Annotated in this window: 16 protein-coding genes and 1 pseudogene; 3 read left to right on the top strand and 14 right to left on the bottom strand. The window is 72.4% G+C overall.

The genetic code is table 11. The features are described from left to right. Positions 1-44 precede the first annotated feature (44 nt). The 8 genes and pseudogenes from AC0VX0_RS05290 to coaE (AC0VX0_RS05255) all read right to left on the bottom strand — a co-directional run bounded on the left by AC0VX0_RS05290 (position 45) and on the right by coaE (AC0VX0_RS05255) (position 9993). Positions 45-1304, bottom strand: a complete 1260-nt coding sequence (locus tag AC0VX0_RS05290; RefSeq protein WP_049147868.1) for a TerC family protein — start codon at positions 1302-1304, stop codon at positions 45-47. A gap of 16 nt (positions 1305-1320) precedes the next feature. Then, positions 1321-2160 (bottom strand): annotated as a pseudogene (locus AC0VX0_RS05285) (TerC/Alx family metal homeostasis membrane protein); the annotation flags it as partial. Between the two features lie 5 nt (positions 2161-2165). After that, complete coding sequence (locus AC0VX0_RS05280; protein WP_182496708.1) at positions 2166-3176, bottom strand: IS481 family transposase; 1011 nt, start codon at positions 3174-3176, stop codon at positions 2166-2168. A 159-nt stretch (positions 3177-3335) separates the two neighbouring features. Further along, positions 3336-4100 (bottom strand): hypothetical protein, encoded by a 765-nt coding sequence (locus tag AC0VX0_RS05275; protein ID WP_158183755.1) that lies wholly within the window; start codon positions 4098-4100, stop codon positions 3336-3338. Further along, positions 4097-4735: a SatD family protein gene (locus AC0VX0_RS05270; RefSeq protein WP_036315325.1), complete on the bottom strand. Its 639-nt coding sequence runs from the start codon at positions 4733-4735 to the stop codon at positions 4097-4099. Before AC0VX0_RS05270 ends, AC0VX0_RS05275 begins: the two co-directional genes overlap by 4 nt. Before the next feature lie 77 nt (positions 4736-4812). Beyond that, positions 4813-6942, bottom strand: a complete 2130-nt coding sequence (uvrB, locus tag AC0VX0_RS05265) for an excinuclease ABC subunit UvrB (RefSeq protein WP_158183754.1) — start codon at positions 6940-6942, stop codon at positions 4813-4815. 37 nt (positions 6943-6979) lie between these two features. Then, positions 6980-7627, bottom strand: a complete 648-nt coding sequence (gene coaE / locus AC0VX0_RS05260; protein ID WP_036315330.1) for a dephospho-CoA kinase — start codon at positions 7625-7627, stop codon at positions 6980-6982. Continuing rightward, a complete protein-coding gene (gene coaE, locus AC0VX0_RS05255) occupies positions 7624-9993 on the bottom strand; it encodes a dephospho-CoA kinase (protein WP_041102705.1) in 2370 nt (789 codons plus the stop codon). The genes coaE (AC0VX0_RS05260) and coaE (AC0VX0_RS05255) overlap by 4 nt, the downstream gene beginning before the upstream one ends. A 154-nt stretch (positions 9994-10147) precedes the next feature. On the opposite strand from coaE (AC0VX0_RS05255), the gene AC0VX0_RS05250 reads away from it, so the two are divergent. Further along, positions 10148-10849: an IMPACT family protein gene (locus AC0VX0_RS05250; protein ID WP_041102704.1), complete on the top strand. Its 702-nt coding sequence runs from the start codon at positions 10148-10150 to the stop codon at positions 10847-10849. After that, entirely contained in the window at positions 10842-12059 is a 1218-nt protein-coding gene (locus AC0VX0_RS05245) for a class I SAM-dependent methyltransferase (RefSeq protein WP_228062711.1), read from the top strand. The genes AC0VX0_RS05250 and AC0VX0_RS05245 overlap by 8 nt, the downstream gene beginning before the upstream one ends. A 135-nt stretch (positions 12060-12194) precedes the next feature. Here the strand turns inward: AC0VX0_RS05245 and rpsA are convergent, their stop codons facing one another. The 3 genes from rpsA to polA all read right to left on the bottom strand — a co-directional run bounded on the left by rpsA (position 12195) and on the right by polA (position 17965). Continuing rightward, complete coding sequence (rpsA, locus tag AC0VX0_RS05240; RefSeq protein ID WP_036315338.1) at positions 12195-13652, bottom strand: 30S ribosomal protein S1; 1458 nt, start codon at positions 13650-13652, stop codon at positions 12195-12197. Between the two features lie 142 nt (positions 13653-13794). Then, positions 13795-15168, bottom strand: coding sequence for a GNAT family N-acetyltransferase (locus AC0VX0_RS05235; protein WP_376174029.1), 1374 nt, complete (start codon positions 15166-15168; stop codon positions 13795-13797). Then, positions 15152-17965 carry a DNA polymerase I gene (polA, locus tag AC0VX0_RS05230; RefSeq protein WP_376174026.1) on the bottom strand — a complete coding sequence of 938 codons (2814 nt, stop codon included), beginning with the start codon at positions 17963-17965 and terminating at the stop codon, positions 15152-15154. Before polA ends, AC0VX0_RS05235 begins: the two co-directional genes overlap by 17 nt. Before the next feature lie 67 nt (positions 17966-18032). Between polA and AC0VX0_RS05225 the strand changes: the two genes are divergently transcribed. Then, a complete protein-coding gene (locus AC0VX0_RS05225) occupies positions 18033-18554 on the top strand; it encodes a PaaI family thioesterase (RefSeq protein ID WP_036315345.1) in 522 nt (173 codons plus the stop codon). 60 nt (positions 18555-18614) lie between these two features. On the opposite strand, the gene AC0VX0_RS05220 is transcribed toward AC0VX0_RS05225, so the two are convergent. The 3 genes from AC0VX0_RS05220 to AC0VX0_RS05210 are packed head-to-tail and all read right to left on the bottom strand — an operon-like array spanning position 18615 to position 19721. Further along, positions 18615-18992, bottom strand: coding sequence for a cation:proton antiporter (locus AC0VX0_RS05220; RefSeq protein ID WP_036315347.1), 378 nt, complete (start codon positions 18990-18992; stop codon positions 18615-18617). Positions 18993-19005: 13 nt separating this feature from the next. After that, entirely contained in the window at positions 19006-19290 is a 285-nt protein-coding gene (locus AC0VX0_RS05215; RefSeq protein ID WP_010078747.1) for an MrpF/PhaF family protein, read from the bottom strand. Next, positions 19287-19721 carry a Na+/H+ antiporter subunit E gene (locus AC0VX0_RS05210; RefSeq protein WP_010078748.1) on the bottom strand — a complete coding sequence of 145 codons (435 nt, stop codon included), beginning with the start codon at positions 19719-19721 and terminating at the stop codon, positions 19287-19289. The genes AC0VX0_RS05215 and AC0VX0_RS05210 overlap by 4 nt, the downstream gene beginning before the upstream one ends. Positions 19722-19747 lie beyond the last annotated feature (26 nt).

Here is a 19747-nt window from a genome sequence, read left to right as displayed (position 1 = left end):
GGGGCCCGGGCGCCGGCGGAGGGCTCCCCGGCGCCGTGATCGGCTCAGACGGTGGGCCCGTCCTGCCGCACGATCTGCTCGGAGACCCCGCGCGCGTCGTCGTCACGGGGATCGGCGAGCCGGGTCTCGTGGGCCGTGCGGATGATGGCCGACCACGCGTCCTTGTGCTCGAGCAGCTGGTCGCGCCAGCGCTGGTCCACGGCCTCGGCCCGGGCCGTCCAGCGATCCATCAGGGCGGCGGCGCGCTCGCGCTCGGCCGGGTCGGCGTCCTCGGGCAGCTTCGAGTACCGGTACGAGTACTTCTCGGCGTTCTGCAGCGCCCGCAGGGCCTGGCCCTTCGGCGAGGCCAGGGAGATCGCCACGGTGATCGCCAGGATCACGACGACGACCACGAGGGACAGCGTCGTGGGGATCTCGACGACGGGCACGTTCTCGCCGCCGTTGATGAACGGCAGGTTGTTCTCGTGCAGGGCGTGCAGGATCAGCTTCACGCCGATGAACGCCAGCAGCGCGGAGAGCCCGTAGGCCAGGTAGACGAGGCGGTCGAGCAGGCCGTCGATCAGGAAGTACAGCTGGCGCAGGCCCATGAGCGAGAACGCCGTGGCGGTGAAGACGATGTACGCCTCCTGGGTCACGCCGAAGATCGCGGGGATGGAGTCGAAGGCGAAGAGGATGTCCGTGGCGCCGATCGCGATCATCACGAGGAGCATCGGCGTCATGAGGCGCTTGCCGTCCACCGTCGTGAAGAGGCGGTCGCCGTCGAACTGCTCGGAGGCGGGCAGGAACCGCTTGACGAGGCGGACCATCACGTTGTCCGCCTCGTCCTGGGCGCCCTCGGCGTCGCCGGACATCTCGCCCTTGAGCTGGCCGCCGGCGATGATCAGCAGGAACAGGCCGAAGAGGTAGAACACGTCCGACCACGCGGCGATGACGGCGGCGCCCAGCAGGATGAACAGGGTGCGCGAGATCAGCGCGAACGTGATGCCGAACAGCAGCACCTTCTGCTGGTACTCGCGCGGCACCCGAAAGCTGGCCATGATGACCAGGAAGACGAACAGGTTGTCGACGCTGAGCGCCTTCTCCAGCAGGTAGCCGGTGTAGTACTCGACCGCGTGCTGGGTGTCGCCGAAGGCGAAGAACACGAGGCCGAAGACGAGCGCGAGGCCGACGTAGACGCCGGACCAGATCGCGGCCTCCCGGATCGACGGCGTGTGCGCCTTGCGGACATGGGCGAAGTAGTCGAACGCGAGGAGCCCGACGATCAGCGCGATCGTCAGGCCCCAGGTCAGGCCGTTGATTTCCACGGGTCACCTCTCGGCGTCAGGGGTCAGGACGGTGCCGCAAGTCTCTCCGCCCGCCGCGGCCGCGGCCCGGGCCCCTGTGTCCGGCCGGCGGCGCGCTCTCGGCGGCCGCGGCGTGCTGACGTCCACAGTGTTCGGGATACTCCCCTACGTCGCCGGTCAGTCTACCCGGTCGCACGACGACGCCCCGACCCGCGGCGGGCGGAGCGGGGCGTCGTCGGGCCCGCTGGCGCAGGCCCATGAGGGCGAAGATATTGGCGGTCAGGACGATGAACCAGTTCTGGGTGAGGCCGAAGATCGCCGGGATGGAGTCCACCGCGAACATCACGTCCGTCAGGCCGATCGTGATGAACACGACCACCATGGGGGTGAACATGCGCCGGCCGTCCACGGTGGTGCGCAGTCGGTTGCCGTCGTAGTCCGGCGCCACGTTGAGGCGGCGGGTCAGGCGGGCCACGACGCCCGGCTCGGACTCCTCGTCCCCGCCGTCGCCCTTGAGCTGCTGCCAGGCGGTCCAGAGCAGGAAGGCGCCGAAGATGTAGAACTCCCACGTCAGGTGCTCGATGGCGACGGCGCCGACCGCGATGAACACCGCGCGGGCGATCAGCGCGATGATGATGCCCACCATCAGCACCTCCTGCTGGTAGCGGCGGGGCACCTGGAACTTGGCCATGATGATGAGGAACACGAACAGGTTGTCCACGCTGAGGCTGTACTCGGTGACCCAGCCGGCGAGGAACTCGGTGCCGTGCTGCGCATCGCCCAGGGCGAAGAGCAGCCCCGCGAAGACCAGCGCCAGCGCCACGTAGAACCCGATCCACAGGCCGGCCTCCTTCATGGAGGGCTCGTGGGGGCCGCGCCAGTCTAGATGTAGGAGGGCATGACGTTGTTGACACGCACCGGGGCCAACGAGGCCGGAGGAGCCTCTCCGCAGGAGGTATGAGGCCGATGGTAGTTGTAGTGGTTCACCCACACCTGCAGGGCCTCACGCCGAGCCCGCTCTGAGGAGTACGGGCGGGCGTAGAGGACCTCGTCGACCATCAGCCGGTTGTACCGCTCGACCTTCCCGTTGTGGCGCGGGGTGTAGGGGCGGATCCGGTGATGCCGGCCCCCGAGAGAGACCACCTTCCGGGTGAAGTCCACGGCCCGGTAGTTGTTCCCGTTGTCCGTGACCACCCGGTCCACGGTGATGCCGTGAGCGGCGAAGAACGCGCGGGCCCGGCAGTAGAACCCGATCGTGGTCACCGCCCGCTCATCCTCCAGCGCCTCCGTGTACGCCAGGCGGGTGAACCCGTCGATCGCCGAGTGCAGGTAGGTGTAGCCGACCCGCTGGCCAGACCCCCGCTTGGAAGCACGCCCTGCCTCACTGTCTCTTCCGTGGGCGCGCCAGCCTCCCCCTTCAGGGATGCGTCCGATCTTCTTCACGTCCAGGTGCACCATGTGCCCTGGCCCCCTCGCGGTGATCCTCCGGGCCGGCTGCCGGCGGAGGTCTTCTCCGGCTGGGGTCAGGTCCCGTAGGCGGGAGATCCCGGCCCGGTGCAGCCATCGCCCCACGGTGCGAAGACACACCTGGTGGCCCTCGCCGACCAGATGGTGATGGATGCGCCGGGCGGACCACTTCTCGGCCCGGCGCAGGGCCTCCAGCTCGGCCACGATCGCGGGGTCGAGCCGGGCAGGTGAGCGATGGGGCCGGCTCGAGCGGTCTTGCAGTCCTGCCTCGCCTTCGGCACGGTAGCGGGCGACCCAGGTGGCCACCGTGGGCCGACTGACGCGGAACTCCGCGGCCACGTGGGACTGCGGGATCCCGTCGTTCAGGTGGCGGTGGACCATGCGCAGCCGGCCGGTGGGGGTCAGAGGTGCGTTAGCGTGAGTCACGAGCGGGCTTCCTTCCGCGGATGAGTGGATGTCGCAATTCCCATCCTGCGGGGCGGAGCCCGCTCGTCTCATCTCAGCCCGTGCCTCGTGTCAAGAACCTCATGACCCACAACATCTAGACGGGTGCGGTCCCGCGCGCGGATGCGGGTGGGCCCGGTCTCAGGCTGCGCCGGGGGCGGTCAAGCCGAGGGCGAGCCAGACGACGACGGCGCCGGCGGCGGCCAGGCCCCAGCTGGCGAGGGAGCCGATGAGGAACTCCTCCGCGCGCGAGCCGGCTCCGCGGTCCGCCGAGATCTCCGGGAAGCGCACGATGCCCTTGGCCGCCATCAGGGCCGCGATCACCGGATAGGCCTGCGCGAGCCCCAGGACGACCATGAGCAGTCGCTCCATGGGCCCGATGTAGCGACCGCCGCGCAGGCCGTCGGCCGCGGGGTCCGTGGGCGCGGCGGACGGCACGGTCGTGGGCTCCGCCGCGGGGTCCTCCGCCTCCTCGTCGCCCCCGTCGGCGGACCGGCCCGCCAGGGCGAGGACCGCGCGGGTGACCCGGTTGCCGGTCTCGGTCAGCGCCACCGTCACCGCCAGCAGCGTGAGTGCCGGGGGCGCGGAGCGCAGACCCGCGGGCGCCAGGGTCGACTCGAGCACGGCCACCAGGCCGACCGCGGCCGCCACCGCGACCACCCCGAGCGGCCGGTCCGGGTGCAGCCACGTCCAGCCCATCAGCAGGCCGAGGGCCACCAGGCCGCCGCCCACCGCGACGGAGATGCCGGTCGGCGCCAGGACGGCCACCAGCACCGCGGCGAGGACGGCGGCCACCGCCGCGCCGGCCCGGGCCAGCCACCGCCGCCGGGGGGTGGGCCAGGCGTCGGGCAGGACGGCGTCGAGCAGGTCGTGCAGCCCCAGCGCGAGCAGGGCGAGGGCGGTCACGGCGCGACCTCCGTCGCCGCGGCGGCGAGCTCGGCGTCCAGCTCGAGCAGCCGGTCGATCCCGGACCGCGCGACGGCCTGTGACACCGCGGACTGCGTGATCCGCTCCGCCCGTGCCGCCTCCGCCTGGGTCGCCCCGCCCAGCAGGGCGGCGGCGATTCGGCGTTCGCGGGCCTTGAGCCGGCCGAGGACATGGTCGCGCAGCAGGACGAGCCCGTCCACGGCGGCGGTGAGGGACGGGTCCGCGGCGCGGAAGGCGGTCGCGGCTCCGACAGCCCGCTCATGCGCGCGCTCGACGGCCTCGCGGGCCCGATACCAGGCCGGTCCGTCCTCGATGCCGTCTCCGCCGGCGTCCAGGGCCCGCCGCTGCCCCAGGCCGATCCCGAAGCGCAGGTCCAGGCCCGGGGGCAGGGCGAGCGTGACGCGGACGGTCAGCCGGAGCGCGTCCGGCCAGGTGCGGTGCAGCGCCTGGAACTCGTCGCCGACGCTGGCCCAGGCGGGACGCAGCGGCGGGACGTCCTGTTCCGCGGCCGCGAAGGCGGCCAGGATCTGCTCCTGCGCGCGGTCCCGGTCCGGGAGGGCGCGGGAGCCGACGATGTCCGCGATCACGGCCGCGACCGGGGGTGCTGCGCTCATGGCGTCACACTATCACTGATATGAAGATATTCATCAGTGTTTTCATAACACCCCGGGGCGCGGAACGCGCCGGGCGGTCACTGCTCCCGCTTCATCTGCCGCAGCTCCTTCTTGAGCTCGCCGACCTCATCGCGCAGGCGGGCCGCGAGCTCGAACTGCAGGTCCGCCGCCGCCTGGTGCATCTGCTGCGACATCTGCTCGATCAGATCGGCCAGGTCCTTGGCGGGCAGCGACGCCGGGTCCACCGCCGGGGCCTCGGCACCCTCCCCCGTGGCCGGGGCCCGGTCCAGTGAGCTGAGGCCGCGGTGGCCCATGCCGAAGTCGAACCCGGACTTCACGCCCCCCATGCCCTTGAGGAAGTCGGCGGTGTCCACGTCCTCCCGGGCCAGCTGGTCCGTGATGTCCGCGATGCGCTTGCGCAGCGGCTGGGGGTCGATCCCGTGCTCCTCGTTGTACGCGATCTGCACGGCCCGGCGCCGCTCGGTCTCGTCGATCGCCCGCCGCATGGAGTCCGTGACGTTGTCGGCGTACATGTGGACCTCGCCGGAGACGTTGCGGGCGGCGCGGCCGATGGTCTGGATGAGGGAGGTGGTGGAGCGCAGGAAGCCCTCCTTGTCCGCGTCCAGGATCGCCACGAGCGAGACCTCGGGCAGGTCCAGGCCCTCGCGCAGCAGGTTGATGCCCACCAGCACGTCGAAGGTGCCCTTGCGCAGCTCCCGCAGCAGCTCCACGCGGCGCAGCGTGTCCACATCCGAGTGGAGGTACTCGACCTTCACCCCCGCCTCGAGCAGGTAGTCCGTGAGGTCCTCGGCCATGCGCTTGGTCAGCGTGGTCACCAGGACGCGCTCGTCCTTGGCCGTGCGCACCCGGATCTGCTCGAGCAGGTCGTCGATCTGGCCCTCGGTCGGCTTGACCACCACCTGCGGGTCCACCAGCCCGGTGGGCCGGATGATCTGCTCGACGTAGCCGTCCGCCTGGCCGAGCTCGTAGGCGCCCGGCGTCGCGGAGAGGTACACGGTCTGCCCGATCCGTTCGAGGAACTCATCCCACTTCAGCGGGCGGTTGTCCATGGCCGAGGGCAGGCGGAAGCCGTGCTCCACGAGGGTGCGCTTGCGGGACATGTCCCCCTCGTACATCGCGCCGATCTGCGGGATGGTCACGTGGGACTCGTCCACCACGAGCAGGAAGTCGTCCGGGAAGTAGTCCAGCAGGCAGTGCGGGGCGGAGCCGGCGGGACGGCCGTCGATGTGGCGCGAGTAGTTCTCGATGCCGTTGCAGTAGCCCATCTGCTGCATCATCTCGAGGTCGTACGTGGTGCGCATGCGCAGCCGCTGCGCCTCGAGGAGCCTGTCCTGGGACTCCAGCTCCTGCAGCCGCTCCCGCAGCTCGTCCTCGATGGTGGTGATCGCCCGGCCCATGCGCTCGTCGCCGGCCACGTAGTGCGAGGCCGGGAAGATGTACATCTCCTCCTCCTCGCGCACCACCTGGCCGGTGAGCGGGTGCAGGGTCTGGATGGACTCGATCTCGTCCCCGAAGAACTCGATGCGCACCGCGAGCTCCTCGTACATGGGGATGATCTCCACGGTGTCCCCCCGCACCCGGAAGGTGCCGCGGTGGAAGTCGACGTCGTTGCGCACGTACTGCATCTGCACGAACCGCCGCAGGAGCACGTCCCGGTCCATCTCCGCACCGCGGCGCAGGGTGACCATCTGCTCGATGTACTCCTCGGGCGTGCCGAGGCCGTAGATGCAGGAGACGGTGGCCACCACGATCACGTCCCGCCGGGTCAGCAGCGCGTTCGTGGCCGAGTGGCGCAGCCGCTCGACCTCCTCGTTGATGGAGGAGTCCTTCTCGATGAAGGTGTCCGTCTGCGGGACGTACGCCTCGGGCTGGTAGTAGTCGTAGTAGGAGACGAAGTACTCGACCGCGTTGTTGGGCAGCAGCTCCCGGAACTCGTTGGCCAGCTGCGCCGCGAGCGTCTTGTTCTGCACCATCACCAGCGTGGGCCGCTGGAGGCGCTCGACGAGCCACGCCGTCGTCGCCGACTTGCCCGTGCCGGTGGCGCCCATCAGGACGACGTCCTTCTCCCCCGCCTCCACGCGCTCGGCGAGCTCGGCGATGGCCTTCGGCTGGTCACCGGAGGGCTGGTAGGGGGAGATGACCTCGAACGGGGCGACGACGCGGTTGATCTTCTGGGCCAGGCTCATGGCAGAACCCTACGTCGCGCCCCGGACACCCCGGCGGTCAGTCCGCCGAGGGCTCAGCCGCGCCGGGGGCGAGGAACCGGTCCCACACCTGGTTCGCCACGGACGCGAGCCGCTCGAGGTCGGCGTCGTTGACGATGACCACGTCCGCGACGGCGCGCCGCTGCTCGTCCGTGGCCTGGGCCGCGATCCGCGCCTCGGCGTCCGCGCGGCTCATGCCGCGGTCCTCCACCATCCGGCGCAGGCGCTCCTCGAGCGGGGCCTCCACCACGATCACGAGGTCGAACGCGTCCGCCTGCCCGGTCTCCACCAGCAGCGGCACGTCCTGGACCACGACGGCGTCCGGCCCGGCCTCGGCGACGATGCGCCGGGCCGCAGCCCGGATCCGGGGGTGCACGATGCGGTTCAGGCGCTGTCGGGCGCCCTCGTCCCCGAAGACGATGCGGGCCATCTCGACGCGGTCGAGCTCACCGTCCGCGGTGATGACGCGGTCCCCGAACTCGTCCTGGACGGCGGCCAGCCCGTCGGTGCCCTTCTCGAGGACCAGCCGGGCGAGGGCGTCCGAGTCCACCAGGAGCGCGCCACGCTCCTGCAGGACACGGGCCACCGCGGACTTGCCGGCGGCGATCCCGCCGGTCAGGCCCACATGGACGCGCGGCCGTTCGGCCACCGGGTCGGTCTCGGTCATACGCGCTCTCCTCGGGCGGCCTCGAGCTGAGGCTGGATCTTGGCCTCCCAGTATGCCCGGACGGCCTCCTGCAGGTCCTCGAGCGAGCCGTCGTTCTCGATCACGGTGTCCGCGATCTCGGCCCGCTCCTCGTCCGCCGCCTCCTCGTCGATGAAGGCCCAGGCCCGCTCGCGGGTCATGTCGTGGGACTCCATGAGCCGGGCGACGCGCACCTCGGCGGGAGCGGAGACGGCCAGCACCTGGTCGAAGTCCTGTCCGGAGCCGGTCTCGGCCAGCAGGGCCAGGTCGACCACCAGCACGGAGTCCTCGCCGATCTCGCGGGCCCGGCGGTTCGCCTCGTCGCGCACCGCCGGGGAGACGATCTCGTACATGCGCGTCCGGGCGGTCGAGCTCTCGGTGGTGAGCCGGTTGAGGGTGCGCGCGTCCAGGGTGCCGTCCGCGCGGACGATGTCCTCGCCGAAGACCGAGCGGAGCTCCTCGAGCACGGGGTTGCCGGGCACGAGGATCTCCCCCATCAGGTCGTCGAACTCCACGACGACGGCGCCCAGCCGCTCGAGCTCCGCGCCGACCTCGGTGCGGCCCGCGGCGATGCCGCCGGTCAGGCCGACGGTGACGAGGGCCTTGGCCGCGTCGATGCGCTGCTGGTGCCACGTCTTCGGGGTGTGCGTGTCGTTCTCCGGCTCGGTGCCGACCTCGAACTCGGGGCGGATCACGAAGTCCGAGACGTCCACGCCGTCCTCGGTGGCGCGGCGGCGGTACTCCTCGACCGGCAGCACCTGCTTCCACTGGCGGGTCCGCATGGGCCGCGCGGCACCCGCGTCCTCGCGCAGGGCCTGCAGCAGCAGTGCGGCCTGCGTGACGGTGATGAGCAGGATGGGCAGGCCGATCACGATGATGACCTCCTGCAGCGCCGCCAGGCCGTTCTCGCCCGCGGTGAGGATGATGGCCGCGCAGACCGCGCCGATGGACACGGCCCAGAACACGGACTGGCGGCGGGGCGCGGCATCCTCGTGGCCATTGGCCATCGCGTCCATCACGAGCGCGCCCGAGTCGATCGAGGTGATGAAGAACAGCGTGATGACCACGAGCGCCACGACCGCGGCCACCGTGTAGAGCGGCGTGCCCTGCAGGTGCTGGAACAGGGCGGCCTGGACGTTGCCGTCGGTGACGATCGTCTGCGTGAGGTCACCGCCCTGGCCCGGCGCCGGCGCGGTGGCGCGGTCCGACTGGAACGCGGAGTAGCCGTAGATGCCCATCCAGATGATGACGAACGCCGTGGGCAGGCCGAGGCCGGCCATGATGAAGGAGCGGATGGTGCGGCCGCGTGAGATGCGGGCGAAGAACATCCCCACGAAGGGCGCCCACGTCACGGTCCAGGCCCAGTAGAAAACGGTCCAGTCACCGGACCACTGGCCCGAGTTGTACGTGTCGTTGTAGGTGGAGAGCACGGGCAGCATGGAGGCGTACTCGCCGATCGCCTGCACGGTGCCGCGGATGACGTCCATGCTGGAGACGGCCCACATCAGGACGTACACGAGCAGGGCGATCGCCAGCAGGATGTTGGCGTAGGACAGCCGCTTGACGCCCTTGTCCATGCCGACCAGCACGGAGGCCGTGCCCACGGCGGTGACGACGGCCAGGATGAGCGCCTGGACCCAGCCGGCCACGGGGGTGCCCAGCACGTAGTTCATGCCCGCGTTGATCTGCAGGGCGCCCAGGCCCACGGACACGCCGAGGCCGAACACGGTGGAGACCACGGCGATGATGTCGATCGTCTTGCCGATGGGGCCGTGGATGCGATCGCCGAGGAGGGGCTGGAAGGCGGAGGACACGCGCGGGGGCAGCTTGCGCTTGTACGTGAAGTAGCCGAAGCACAGGCCCGGGACGAGCAGGATCGCCCACATGTGGATGCCGAAGTGGAAGTTCGCGATCGCCATGGCCTCCGAGGCCGCGCGGTCGGAGAACGGCTCCGTCCCCGCCATGGGCGGGTTGGCGTAGTGGTTCATCGGCTCCGCGATGCCCCAGAACATCAGCACCGCGCCGACGCCGGCGGCGAACATCATGCCGAACCAGGTCAGGCCGGAGTACTCCGGCACCGCGTCGTCGTCGCCGAGCTTGACCCGGCCGTACCGGGTCACGGCGAGGATGAACAGGAACGCCACCAGCAGGGTCAGGCTGAGGGTGTAGATCCAGCCGACGTCGTAGCGCAGCCAGCTCGAGACCACGCCGAAGGCCGCCTGGACCGGGCCAGGGAACAGGCCCATCGCGGCGGTGAAGAGCACGACCGCGGCGGCCGAGCCGAAGAAGATCGCCGGACTCGTGCGGAGCCCCAACGTGTCGTGCAGGCGAGTGAGCGGGGAAGTCATGAGTCTCCCGGGACAGGGTCATGGGAGGCCCGCGGCGGCACGCGTGCTCGCTCACCGGTGGGCCGGTGCCGGGTGGCACGGTCTTCCACTGTACCGAAGCTCACGTCGGGGCTCGACGGCGTGCCCGTCCTCGGCCAGCCCCTAGGGTGGGGTCATGCCCGATCCCGCCCCCGCCCCGACCGCGCGCTGCACGGTCCTGCCGGCGTCCGCCCGCGACCCCGACGGCTGGCTGGAACGGGAGGTGGAGATCCGCCGCAGCCGCTTCCTCACCTACCTCGGGCGCGTCGAGGACGAGGCGCAGGCGCGCGAGATGGTCGCCGTCCTGCGGCGCCGGCACCACGACGCGCGGCACGTGTGCAGCGCGTTCGTCCTCGGCCCCGCCCGGGACCGGATGCGCTCCAGCGACGACGGCGAGCCCGCCGGCACGGCCGGCGTCCCCATGCTCGAGGCCGTCCTCCAGCGCGAGACCGCGCCGGGCCGGACCGACCTGACGGACGTGTGCGCCGTCGTCGTGCGCTGGTTCGGGGGGATCAAGCTGGGCGCCGGGGGCCTGGTGCGCGCCTACTCGGACTCGGTGTCCGGGGCACTCGACGCCGCCCCGCTGCGCACCCGCTCCCGGCTGGCCCTGCTCGCGGTGGAGGCGCCCCACACCGACGCCGGCCGGTGGGAGAACGAGCTGCGCGCGGCGGGCGTGTCGGTGCTGGAAGCGAGCTACGGCGCCGCGGCGGTCCGCCTGACGGTCGGCGTGCCGGACACCGAGGAGGCCCGCGCGGCGTTCGCGGCGCGGCTCGCGGACGTCACGGCCGGCGCGGGGCGTGCGGAACGGATCGGAGAGGACTGGGTGGACCATGAGTGAACCGCTGCCCCGGGGGGTCACCCCCGATGTCGCCCGTGGCGGGCTGCCGGACGACCTCACCGCGGGCGTGGACTTCGCGGCGCTGGATCGGTGGCCGCTGCCGACCGAGCCCGACCGCCAGGCCCACGACGCGGCGGACCTGCTCCTGCTCGACACCCTGGCCGGGTGGATCGCGAGCGGGCACGTCCCCGGCCCGGTGGCCGTCCTGGAGGACCGGCACGGCGCGCTGACCCTGCCCCTGCTCACGGCCGGCCACGACGTGCGGATCCACCAGGACGACGCCTCCGCCGAGCGCTCGCTGGACGCGAACCTCGCCGCGTGGCGCGCCGCCGGTCGCCTCGGCGGGGAGACGGGCGAGCTCGAGCGAACGGCCACGCCTGAGGAGGCGGCCCGGGGCGCCCGGACGGTCCTGCTGCCGCTGCCCCGCTCGCTCGACGAGCTCGACCGGCTGTCCCGGATCGTCGCAGCCGTGGCCGACCCCGGCGTGGTCCTGCTGGCCGGCGGCCGCGACAAGCACATGAGTCCGCGCATGAACGCGGTGCTCGGCGCGGCGTTCGAGGACGTCGTCGCCGGACGGGGACGCCGCAAGGCGCGCGTGCTCACGGCCCGGGGCCCGCGTCCCGGCGTGACCCCCCGGCCGCCGGAGGAGGCCGACCGCGACGTCCCCGGCGTGGGGCGCCTGCACCTGGTGGCCCACGCCGGCACCTTCGGCGGAGCCGCCGCCGACCCGGGCTCCCGTCTGCTGCTCACCTCGCTCGCCGACGACCCGCGCCCGCCGGGGCGCCTCGTGGACCTGGGGTGCGGCAACGGGCTGCTCTCGGTCGGGGCGGCGCGGCTGTGGCCGCACGTCACCGTGCTGGCCACCGACCAGTCCGCCGTGGCGGTCGCCTCGACGCTCGCCACGGCCCGCGCGAACCGCGTGGCGGACCGCGTCCGGGCCGTGCGCGACGACGCCCTGACCACGTGGCCGGACGGGACGGAGGAGTGCGTGCTCCTGAATCCCCCGTTCCACGACGGCAACGCCGTGGACCCCTCCGTGGCCCACCGGCTGGTGGCGGCCGCGGCGCGGGTGCTGGAGCCGGGCGGCCGGCTGTGGTGCGTCTGGAACTCGCACCTGCGGTACCGGCCGGTGCTGGAGGACCTCGTCGGGCCGACCCGGCAGACGGCGCGCGACCGCACGTTCACCGTGACGGTCTCCGAGCGCCGCTGAGCGCGGCCGTCGGGTCCCGTCCGCTCCCCCACGGCCAGCCCCCCGGGACGCGACGACGCCCCGCCCCTCCGGAGGGAGGGACGGGGCGTCGGGTGCTCGGCGCGGGCCGTCAGGGACGGTCACGCACCGCGGCGATCAGTTGCCGGTGAGCTTCTCGCGCAGGGCGGCGAGGGCCTCGTCGGAGGCCAGGGTGCCTCCGTCCGAGGACGGGGCCTCGGAGGAGTAGGACGAGCCGCCCAGGCCCGCACCGGCGTCGGCGCCGGCGGTGGCCTCCTCCTGGAGGGAGCGGCGCACCTGCTCCTTGTGGGCCTCCCAGCGGGCCTGAGCGTCGGCGTACTGCTGCTCCCAGGCGGCGCGCTCGGTCTCGAAGCCCTCCATCCACTCGTTGGTCTCGACGTCGAAGCCCTCGGGGTACTTGTAGTTGCCCTCCTCGTCGTACTCCGCGGCCATGCCGTAGAGCGCCGGGTCGAACTCGGTGCCCTCGGGGTCCACGCCCTCGTTGGCCTGCTTGAGGGACAGGGAGATGCGGCGACGCTCGAGGTCGATGTCGATGACCTTGACGAACAGCTCGTCGTTGACCGACACGACCTGCTCGGCGGTGTCGATGTGGCGCGAGGCCAGCTCCGAGATGTGCACGAGGCCCTCGATGCCGTCCTCCACGCGGACGAACGCACCGAACGGCACGAGCTTGGTGACCTTGCCCGGCACGACCTGGCCGAGGGCGTGGGTGCGGGCGAAGAGCTGCCACGGGTCCTCCTGGGTCGCCTTCAGCGACAGGGAGACACGCTCGCGGTCCATGTCCACCTCGAGGACCTCGACGGTGACCTCCTGGCCCACCTCGACGACCTCGGACGGGTGGTCGATGTGCTTCCAGGACAGCTCGGAGACGTGCACGAGGCCGTCCACGCCGCCCAGGTCCACGAAGGCGCCGAAGTTGACGATGGAGGACACGGTGCCGTTGCGGACCTGGCCCTTCTCCAGCTTGTGGAGGAAGTTGGAGCGGACCTCGGACTGGGTCTGCTCGAGCCAGGCGCGGCGGGACAGGACCACGTTGTTGCGGTTCTTGTCCAGCTCGATGATCTTCGCCTCGAGCTTCTGGCCGATGTAGGGGGCCAGGTCGCGCACGCGGCGCATCTCCACGAGGGAGGCCGGGAGGAAGCCGCGCAGGCCGATGTCGAGGATGAGGCCGCCCTTGACCACCTCGATGACGGTGCCCTCGACGACGCCGTCCTCCTCCTTGATCTTCTCGATGTCGCCCCAGGCGCGCTCGTACTGGGCGCGCTTCTTCGAGAGGATCAGGCGACCCTCCTTGTCCTCCTTGGTGAGGACCAGGGCCTCGACGGTGTCGCCCACGGCCACGACCTCGTCCGGGTCCACGTCGTGCTTGATGGACAGCTCGCGGGACGGGATGACGCCCTCGGTCTTGTAGCCGATGTCGAGCAGGACCTCGTCGCGGTCCACCTTGACGACGGTGCCCTCGACGAGGTCGCCATCGTTGAAGTACTTGATGGTCGCGTCGATGGCGGCGAGCAGGTCCTCGGCAGAGCCGATGTCGTTGATGGCGACCTGCGGGGCGTTGGAAGTGGTGGTCATGTAGGAGGGACTCCGTTGGGATCGGGGGTCACGTCGGGATCGATGCCGCCGGTGGGCGGCATCCGGGCACCAGAGGGGCCCCACCCGGCGTGGGTCGTGATGGACATGTATCAAATGCGCACGAATGTGCTCGTCTAGCGTATCAGAAGCCGACGAGGGTGTGCAGGGGTCGGCTGGGTCGCACAAGCCCGTCGAACGCCTCCGCCGCGCCGGCCCGCAGCTCCGCCACGACACCGGCCTCCGCCAGCACCGCGGCGCCGGCCCCGCGGGAGTGCCCGCCGAGCCAGAGCGCGGAGAACCGGGCCGCGTCGAGCCGGAGCCCCGCGCCCATGCGGACGGCGTCGGCCGCGGGGCCCAGCCGCTCGGCGGCGCCGCGCCCCCGGCGGACGGTGAGCCGCCACGTCCCGTCGATCGCGCCGAGCGCGTCCTCGACGGCGACGACGACCTCCCCGTCGCCCGCCCAGCCACGGGCCGCCATGGCGGCGGGCAGGTTCAGGACCCGCAGGTACAGGTCGTCGGAGCCGCGGTGCCGGCTCACCCGCCGCTCGTCGACGAAGAGCGCCTCGAGCCAACCGGGCTCGGGTGCGCGGCCCCACTCGATCCGCTCGACCAGGTCCAGCCGGGCCAGGTGGTGGACGAGCCCGCGCCGCGCGTCGGCGGTCGCCGCGAGGAACGCGGTGACGGTGATCGTGGGCGGCTCCTTCTCCCAGCCCTCGAACCGATACAGCGCGACGCCCTGGACCCGCCCGTCGTCGTCGCGGTGGACCGCCGCGTACAGCCCCGAGCCGCGCCCCTCGTTCCGACTCGCCTCGCGGTCCTCCCAGCGAGGCACGCTGAACGAGGTCCGCTGGACCGAGCCCGGGGTGGCCGGCAGCACCCGCCCGTACAGCTCGTCCACGAGGCCGGGGATCTCCCGCGGCTCCTCGACCGTGACCCGCCCGCCGGCCGGGGCGCCCGTGAACGCGGGGGCGCCCGAGACGTCGATCCGCACGGCGTGCCACCGGGTGGCGGCCCCGAAGCCGAAGCGGCCGTAGATGGCGGCCTCGGTCGCGGTCAGGGCGGCCGCGCACAGGCCGGCGTCGCGGGCGTCCGCGAGGGACCTGAGCATCATGGCCCGCAGCACGCCGCGCCGGCGGGCGTCCGGCGAGACGGTCACGTCGGTGATCAGCCAGGCGTCGACGGTGCGGCCGGGCCACGTGGTCAGCGGCTGCACGAAGTCCTCGAAGGTGGCGGCGGGGCGGCGGGCCGCCGGGTCGTCCCCCGGCGCGTAGACGCCGAGCCGGCGCCGTCCGTCGGCCGCGTGGGCCTCGAGCTGCTGGCGGAGCGCGGCGCCCGTGGGCACCGTCTCGTAGAAGCCCCGTTCGACCGCGGCCGCGAAGTGCGATGCGGCGGGGTCCTCGGGGCCGAGGACCCCGAGGTCGCGCAGCGCGAGGCCGTGCTCGCCGAGCCGGTCCTCGGCGGCGTCGGCCAGCCGCCGCAGCGACGGACCCTCCGGCGCGTCAGTGTGCGGCGTCATGCCAGCTCCTTCCCTGGCCGACGTGCACGTCGAGCGGCACGGAGAGCTCGGCGGCCCGGCCCATCCGCTCCTTCAGGAGCGCCGTGGCCTTGTCGAGCTCGGCGGCCGGGACCTCGAGGATGAGCTCGTCGTGGACCTGCAGCAGCAGGCGCGAGGCCAGCCCGTGCTCCTCGAGGCCGGCCTGCACGTCGAGCATCGCGCGCTTGATGATGTCCGCGGCCGAGCCCTGGATGGGGGCGTTGAGCGCGGCGCGCTCGGCCATGTCCCGCAGCTGACGGTTGTCCGAGCTGAGGTCCGGGAGGTAGCGGCGGCGCCCCTCGATCGTCGAGGTGTACCCGTCCTGTCGGGCCTGCGCGACGACGTCGCGCAGGTAGTCGCGCACGCCGCCGAAGCGGTCGAAGTAGCCCTTCATGAGGCCGCGCGCCTCGTCCACCGAGATCTTCAGCTGCTTGGACAGCCCGAAGGAGGACAGCCCGTAGGCCAGGCCGTAGCTCATCGCCTTCACCTTGGCGCGCTGCTCGGCGGTGACGTCGTCCGGGTCCACCCCGAACACCTGCGAGCCGACGAACGAGTGCAGGTCCTCGCCCTCGCGGAAGGCCTGGATCAGCCCCTCGTCCTCGGACAGGTGCGCCATGATGCGCATCTCGATCTGGGAGTAGTCGGCCGAGAGCAGCACGGCCTGCTCGCCGGCCACCTCGTCCGCCACGAACACCTCACGGATGCGGCGGCCCGCCTCGGTGCGCACCGGGATGTTCTGGAGGTTCGGGTGCAGCGAAGACAGCCGGCCCGTGGCGGCGGCGGTCTGCGAGTAGGTGGTGTGGATGCGGCCGTCCGGGGCGACGGTCTCGAGCAGCCCCTCCACGGTCTGCCGGAGCTTCGAGGCGTCACGGTGGGCCATCAGGTTCTCGAGGAACGGGTGCCGGGTCTGCTCGAGCAGGTCCTGCAGCGAGTCCACGTCCGTGGAGTAGCCGGTCTTCGTCTTGCGCGTGCGCGGCATGTTGAGCCGCTCGAACAGCACCTCCTGCAGCTGCTTGGGCGAGCCGAGGTTGACCTGCATCCCGCCGGTCTCCTCCGCGACGGACGCCCACGCGGACTCCTTGGCGGCGTCGGCGGCGTCGGTGAAGTCCTCGCGCAGGCCGGTCAGGGCGTCGACGTCGACGGCGATGCCGGTCAGCTCCATCCGGGCGAGCAGCCGCGAGAGCGGGATCTCGAGCTCCTGCAGCAGCCGCTGGGCCCCGCGGTCGAGCACCTGGGGCGTGAACTGGGTGGAGAGACGGCGCACCACCCAGGCGGCCCTCACGGCGTCCGCGGCGCGGTCCGCGCGTTCGGCGGCGGCCTGACCCCCGTCGAGGTCGAACGTCCCCTGCGCCCGCTGCTGCGCGGGCTCGCGCGGGGCGGTGAGGGGGGTGTGCAGATGCGCCTCCGCCAGCGCCTCGAGCGAGGTGTCCCGCCGGTCCGGCTGGATCAGGTAGGCCGAAAGCAGCACGTCGTCCACCACGCCGTCCAGGGCCGCGTCCCGGCCGAGCCCGTCCCCCTCGGTGGGCGCGGCCAGCGCCTTGAGCGTGCGCTTGAGGTCGTGCACGGCCTTGGCCAGTCCGCCCTCGCCCAGGGCCTCGCGCACGGCGGCCACCAGCGCCGGGTCCGGGGCGTCGCCGTCGAGGGTGACGTGCAGGCCCGCGTGCTCGCCCACCAGCGCGACGCCGACGGGCGTGCCGAACGTGCCGGGCACGGGCACCTTGCGGCGGGGCAGCAGGGCCGGGCCCTCGACGTCCACATGGACGCCGAGCAGGTTGCCGGCCTCTGCGGCCAGGAACGCACGCACGTCCTCGGCCGTCGTCGCCTCGGCGAACTCCGGGGCGGCCTCGACCTCGGGGGGCGGCGCGTCCTCGCCCACCCGCTCGCCGAACACCTCGAACACGCGCTCCCGGATGCGGTTGAACTGCAGCGCGTCGAACAGCTCCTCCACGGGCTCGCGCTCGGGCATCTCGAGCCGCATCGCCTCGAGCCCGATCGGCAGGTCGAGGTCGCGCACGAGGGCGTTGAGGCGGCGGTTGCGGCGCACGTCCTCGAGATGCTCGCGCAGCGCCTCCCCCTTCTTGCCCGTGATCTCGTGCGCGTGTGCGAGCACGCCGTCGAGGTCCCCGTACTGCTTCAGCCATTTCGCGGCGAACCCGGGACCGACGCCGGGCACGCCGGGCAGGTTGTCCGCGGCCTCGCCGACGAGGGCCGCGAGTTCGGGGTACTGGGCGGGGGCGACCCCGTACTTGGCCATGACGGCGTCCGCGTCCATCGGCGGGATGTCGGAGACGCCCTTCTTGGGGTAGAGCACGGTGGTGCGCTCGGAGATGAGCTGGAACGCGTCCCGGTCACCGGAGACGACGACGGCCTCCCACCCCGCCTCCTCGGCGCGCGCGGACAGAGTGGCCACGATGTCGTCGGCCTCGTAGCCCTCCAGCGTGAGCGTGGGGATGCCCAGGGCCTCCATGACCTTCACGGTCAGCTCGATCTGGCCCGCGAACTCCGCGGGCGTCTCGGAGCGGCCGGCCTTGTACTCACCGTACTCCTCGGAGCGGAACGTGGGCCCGGAGAGGTCGAACGCCACGGCCACGTGCGTGGGCCGCTGCTGCCGGATCATGGTCAGGAGCATGGCGGTGAAGCCGTACACGGCGTTCGTGTGCTGGCCCGTGTCCGTGGCGAAGTTCTCGGCGGGCAGCGCGTAGAACGCGCGGAACGCCATCGAGTGCCCGTCCAGGACCAGCAGCCGCTGCGGGGCCTCTGGGGTCGGATCTGCCGCCATGGGTGCTCACGTCTCCTCTCGGCGCGCGGCGCGGGGCGCGCCGGTCGCGTGTGCCAGCCTAGTGCTCATGAGTGAGCACACCGAGACCACCCCCGCCGCCTCCGAGCGCGTGTACCGCCCCGGCGTCACCCCCGAGCTGAGCCCCGCCGAGCTGGAGGCGGCCTGCGCCGAGGCCGGTCTGACGCCCGAGCTCGTCGCCGCCCTCGGCGGCGCGGCGATCAGCCCCCTGGCCCAGAAGATGGGTCTGCGCTTCCTCGAGCTCACGGCCGAGCGCGCCGTCGCCACCCTGCCCGTGGCGGGCAACGAGCAGCCCGTCGGGCTGCTGCACGGCGGCGCCCACCTCGTGCTCGCCGAGTCCCTGGGCTCGATGGCCGCGAAGATCCACGCCGGGCCGGACCGCAACGTCGTCGGGGTCGAGATCAGCGCCACGCACCACCGGGCCGTCCGCTCGGGCCTCGTGACCGGCACCGCGACCGCCGTCCACCTGGGCGGCACCCTCGTCACCCATGAGGTGGTGATGACGGACGAGCAGGGCCGGCGGCTCTCGACCGCCCGCATCACTAACCTGGTCCTGGCGCCGCGCCCCTGAGGCGGCACGGCCCGCCCCGGGAGACGGGACGGGCCGGTCCGACGCCGCGTGCGAGCGGTCTCAGACCTCGTCCGGCGCGCGGGGAGCGGGCTCGCCGTGCTCGCGCCCCGGGGTATCCTCGGCGAGCTCGTCGTAGTGCCCCGGATTCATGGGCACCCCAGTGAGGTAGGCCGAGCGGCCCAGGGCCATGGTGGCCACCGAGGCCGAGCCCAGCTGCAGCACCACGATCAGGGCCACCTTCACGAACGCGGCCACCCCCGGGGCCAGTAGCAGGGCGCCCACCACGATCAGGATCATCCCGACGCCGCCGGCGGTGCCCACGGCGGAGACGCGGGTGTAGGGGTCGGGGAACCGGATCAGACCGAGTCCCGCGGTGACGAACGCAAGGGCTCCGATCACCACGAGCACGGAGCCGGCGGCGGTCAGGACGACGTCCACGGGTGCGACCTCCTCAACGCTTGCCGCGCGTGAGCGCGCGGGCCAGGGACATGCCGGACAGGAAGGCCACGACCGCGGCGATCAGGACCAAGTCGAACGTCCACGGGTTGTCCGCCCGGACGCCGAACAGCACGAGCATCCCGAGCACGCTGAACGTGAGCAGGTCGCCCGAGACCGCGCGGTCCGCGTCGAGCGGGCCCACCACGATCCGGTACGCGGACACGAGCGCCGACACGGTCAGCAGCGCGATGGCCAGGTCGATCCCCACCAGGGACCAGTCGTAGGCGAAGGGCATCATGCCACCCCCGTCTTCCGCATCGCGTGGAGCATGCGCGCCTCCATGTCGTGGATCTCCGCGCGCAGGGCGTCGGCGTCGTCAGCGTACAGGCCGTGCACGTAGAGCAGGCGCCGCGCGTCCGGGTCACCGTCCTCGTCACCGACGGCGCCGGCACGCCGGGTGCCCAGCGTCAACGTGCCGGGCGTCAGGGTGATCAGCGCCGAGAGCAGGGTGACCTCGGCGTCCGTGCGGCAGTTGCTGCGCACGCGGGCGATGCCCGAGCGCGCCTGGACGCCGGGGGTGACGAGGTCCTTGATGACCGCCTTCGAAGAGGTCACCAGGGCCCACGCGTACCAGCACCAGAACACGAGCCACCGCCAAGGCCAGGACACGGCGGAGGCCGTGCCGGGCGCCAGGTCGACGGTCCCGTCGGCGGGGGCGACGGTGTGCATGGGGGCGTCTCCTTCCGGAGGCTGCG

The organism is Micrococcus sp. iso_26, assembly GCF_056172975.1.
The sequence above is the reverse complement of the archived record's forward strand: the minus strand, read 5'-3'. Positions and strand labels throughout refer to the sequence as shown.

Bases quoted from the DNA above. Each gene is read 5' to 3' on its own strand.
- AC0VX0_RS05270 (WP_036315325.1), bottom strand. From the start codon at position 4,735: ATGAGCGCAGCACCCCCGGTCGCGGCCGTGATCGCGGACATCGTCGGC.
- uvrB (WP_158183754.1), bottom strand. From the start codon at position 6,942: ATGAGCCTGGCCCAGAAGATCAACCGCGTCGTCGCCCCGTTCGAGGTC.
- coaE (WP_036315330.1), bottom strand. From the start codon at position 7,627: ATGACCGAGACCGACCCGGTGGCCGAACGGCCGCGCGTCCATGTGGGC.
- coaE (WP_041102705.1), bottom strand. From the start codon at position 9,993: ATGACTTCCCCGCTCACTCGCCTGCACGACACGTTGGGGCTCCGCACG.
- AC0VX0_RS05250 (WP_041102704.1), top strand. From the start codon at position 10,148: ATGCCCGATCCCGCCCCCGCCCCGACCGCGCGCTGCACGGTCCTGCCG.
- AC0VX0_RS05245 (WP_228062711.1), top strand. From the start codon at position 10,842: ATGAGTGAACCGCTGCCCCGGGGGGTCACCCCCGATGTCGCCCGTGGC.
- rpsA (WP_036315338.1), bottom strand. From the start codon at position 13,652: ATGACCACCACTTCCAACGCCCCGCAGGTCGCCATCAACGACATCGGC.
- AC0VX0_RS05235 (WP_376174029.1), bottom strand. From the start codon at position 15,168: ATGACGCCGCACACTGACGCGCCGGAGGGTCCGTCGCTGCGGCGGCTG.
- polA (WP_376174026.1), bottom strand. From the start codon at position 17,965: ATGGCGGCAGATCCGACCCCAGAGGCCCCGCAGCGGCTGCTGGTCCTG.
- AC0VX0_RS05225 (WP_036315345.1), top strand. From the start codon at position 18,033: ATGAGTGAGCACACCGAGACCACCCCCGCCGCCTCCGAGCGCGTGTAC.
- AC0VX0_RS05215 (WP_010078747.1), bottom strand. From the start codon at position 19,290: ATGATGCCCTTCGCCTACGACTGGTCCCTGGTGGGGATCGACCTGGCC.
- AC0VX0_RS05210 (WP_010078748.1), bottom strand. From the start codon at position 19,721: ATGCACACCGTCGCCCCCGCCGACGGGACCGTCGACCTGGCGCCCGGC.